Genomic DNA, 3,241 nt, shown 5'->3' with positions numbered 1-3,241 from the left:
CCACTAACTTTCAAAATAAGCTACAACTCAATGAATGATATCAACAGCATGACATGATGATTAGATCGGTCAAATGATCGTGAAAAATAGTGAGTTGAGTGCAGGTATTTTGTTCATTTAACTCTCAGAGTGCTTAATAGTTACATTTTTTTAGCCACGGTATCAATTTCTAAAGCTAACGCCCAATAAAAAGGCATTTAGATCACGTTTTGTGATCAGTTTCTGATTTAAGTCATGAACTGACGAAAAAGCATTTGCTAGTGTGGCAAAAAATGCTGTATCCGTGTTGTTTGTAATTCATACAAACTTTCGGTTCTGGCTATTTCGTTCGCAGTTTTATTATGGAGAAATCAGCAATGTCTAATGACTTACCTTCAAACCTTTATCGCGTTGAGCAGGTACGTCAGGCTGAAGTTGAAGCCTGTCTAGGGAAAGACAATGGGCTGTACGAATTAGTAGAAAAAGCAGGTCAAGCCGCTTTTGAGATCATCTTTCCATTATCCAAAGCGAATTCACCGATCTGTATTCTTGTCGGAAATGGTAATAACGGTGCTGACGGTCTTGTTGTAGCCAGAAAACTGCTCGAGGAGAAGTTATCTGTCTGTGTAATGGCAATCGATAAGGCTGTATCAACGGCTGAGCATCAACAAGCAAGAACCGCATTTGAAGCCCAAGGTGGTCAGGTTAATACTATTGATTACGAGTGTTTATCTGACTTTAATTTGATCATCGATGCACTTTTTGGGGTTGGTTTATCACGACCGCTAGATGGTGATGACACTTTGCTAGTGAAAAAGGTTAACCGTTCTGCTGCAAGAGTCATTTCTCTCGACGTACCGTCAGGTGTCAATGCTGATACAGGTAACGCTGTTACTGCCATCAAAGCCAATACAACCATCGTTTTTGGTGCGTTAAAAGCTGGGCTATGCACTTATCAAGCGCGTCATTACTGCGGAGAAGTTGTCTTCGCCGATATTGGTTTTGCTGAATTTTTACCAGAAACGCACATCAAACGAGTTGATGCTCTAATGCTTAATAAAGTGTTAGGTAAGCGACAACGTCATGCTCATAAAGGCGATTCAGGAAAAGTTGTGGTGATTGGTGGTGATATTGGTATGCCGGGTGCAGTTACGCTTTGTGCTGAAGCAAGCTATAGAGCTGGCAGTGGCTTAGTGGCCGTAGTGAGCCGTCCTGAGCACCAAGCTGTTGTTATCGTCTGCCGACCTGAGCTCATGTTTTCTGGTGCTGAATTTATCGATATGGATATTTATCATCGCTTGGGGTGGGCTGATGTTCTGGTATTAGGCCCAGGTCTTGGTCGTAATGATTGGGGCGTTAATTTATTTAAAGCCGCTATGATGACTGACAAACCAATTGTTGTTGATGCTGATGGGCTGAACATCTTAAGTCGACGACCTCAAAAGCAGAATAACTGGGTACTAACACCTCATTCTGGTGAAGCTGCCAGACTACTTGAATGCGATGTTGAGATGGTAAACCAAAATCGCTTTGAAGCGGCTAAACAATTGCATGAAAAATACGGAGGGGTGGTTGTGCTAAAAGGTGCGGGCACCATTATCACTGATGGCACTAGCACTTATGTGGCTACTGTTGGAAACCCGGGGCTCGCCAGTGGAGGTTGTGGTGATGTACTTGCAGGAATAATTGGTTCATTACTTGCTCAAGGTTTATCATTGCTTAACGCTGCTACCATAGGTGTTGTTGTTCATGGATACGCTGGAGATCGTGTAGCGCTTAGCGGCGGTGAAAGAGGCATGCTCGCAGGGGATCTGATGGTTGAAATCAGAAGAGCTGTGAATCTTTAAGGCATTAATGTTATCGCATTACTTTTTAGATGTATCTATGTTTGACTTTACGTGAGCTTTCATTCTGGCCAAGTTGACGCTGTTGGCAGACGATGGCGCTGAGCAGTCAGTTTTCGCATTTGCTGAGTCTTGTCGGTTGGATTGTACTCCCATGAGCAACGTTGCTACCTTGTTGCCGACCAGAGTGGTGGGCTGTTTGAGGGCTTGCTTTTTGTGTTGATAAAAATTGCTTTTTAATTTTAGCACTTGAAACAGTTTGTCCTTGAATAGCTTCATTAAAAGGGACCAATTCAAGTTCAGAACCTGAATCAGAAGTTGACTCACAATCAGAACTAGAACTTGTATCATCATTAAGTATTTCTTGGGCAATTTGATCGTGCCCCATTAATTTTAAAATTTCAGCAAATTCAAACCAATGACATGCATTGGTTGTGTCACTTTCTATGCTTGTTGCACTTCCATTGTCACCTATATCAAGTTCAACGATGTATTCTGCTAGTTGCTCGATAGTATCTAATTTTCTAAGGTCAACAATTCTTGCACCTAAAATAGCTGCGAACAACTGAATACTGTCTCTATCAAGGCTCTCAATTCGGTTGAGATATTTAATTACTTTTTGTTTATCATTCCGGTCAATGTAATAAAACTCTTGATCAGTTCTCTCTAATTTAAAACGAGCGTAGCTAATAAGTTGTGATCTTTTTGTGCTAATTCAGGTGATAAATCGCAAACTGTATTAACGAGTGTTTTGCGAGTCAAATTTTGAGCTGAATCTAGTGCAGTTAAGTGTTCAGCATTTCCTGATTACAGCCAAGAATAAGCGAGTTGCATAAATGAAACACTATTAGTCTGATCTAGTTTGACTTTAATTGCTTCTAGGAGCCTAGGCTCTAGCTTTGATAAAATCAGACCTATTCTAGCTAAATCTTTAGTGCTATCTCGATTGAAGATATGACTTGGTTTAGAACTGTTCGGTCTACTATTTGACCAGTTACAATTGTTTGGAATTACTCTTTCAGCAGAAACTGAGGCCATTTTAATCTTTTTGATTAAGTAAACTTGATGTTAATGATGTAGGTGTATGAAATTAATCTATTAAAAGTTAGTAACTCAAGTTAACTTTTGTTCACCTTGTTATTGAATGAGTCACTAGCTTCATGATCGATTTTCAGCATTCTTAGATCTAAAAACACGATTTAAGGTCGAATGAAGTCAAATGTAGTTACTCCTTTAGGCGAATTGTTCTTGTAAAAGAACTTTTTGTTAAGAAAATTAATGGCTCACAATATCTCAATTGGGTGTAGATCCTTTAGATCGACGAATATTATTAAAAGATCATTAATTATCAGTGTGATAGCTTAAATATATAGTGCGAAAGGAGCAATTTCATAGTACTTATTAGTTCTGACACACAA

2 protein-coding genes are annotated in these 3,241 nt (G+C 39.6%); one reads left to right on the top strand and one right to left on the bottom strand.

Annotated elements, in window-relative coordinates; genetic code table 11:
* The first annotated feature begins 356 nt into the window (after positions 1-356).
* Positions 357-1,826, top strand: a complete 1,470-nt coding sequence (locus tag JQC92_RS21575) for an NAD(P)H-hydrate dehydratase (RefSeq protein WP_205001592.1) — start codon at positions 357-359, stop codon at positions 1,824-1,826.
* A gap of 106 nt (positions 1,827-1,932) precedes the next feature.
* Here the strand turns inward: JQC92_RS21575 and JQC92_RS21570 are convergent, their stop codons facing one another.
* Positions 1,933-2,388 carry a hypothetical protein gene (locus JQC92_RS21570; RefSeq protein ID WP_205001591.1) on the bottom strand — a complete coding sequence of 152 codons (456 nt, stop codon included), beginning with the start codon at positions 2,386-2,388 and terminating at the stop codon, positions 1,933-1,935.
* Positions 2,389-3,241: the final 853 nt, after the last annotated feature.

Source organism: Parashewanella hymeniacidonis, assembly GCF_016900895.1.
Taxonomy (GTDB): Bacteria; Pseudomonadota; Gammaproteobacteria; order Enterobacterales; family Shewanellaceae; genus Parashewanella; species Parashewanella hymeniacidonis.
Note: the sequence above shows the minus strand (reverse complement) of the source record. Positions and strands in the feature narration are given on the sequence as shown.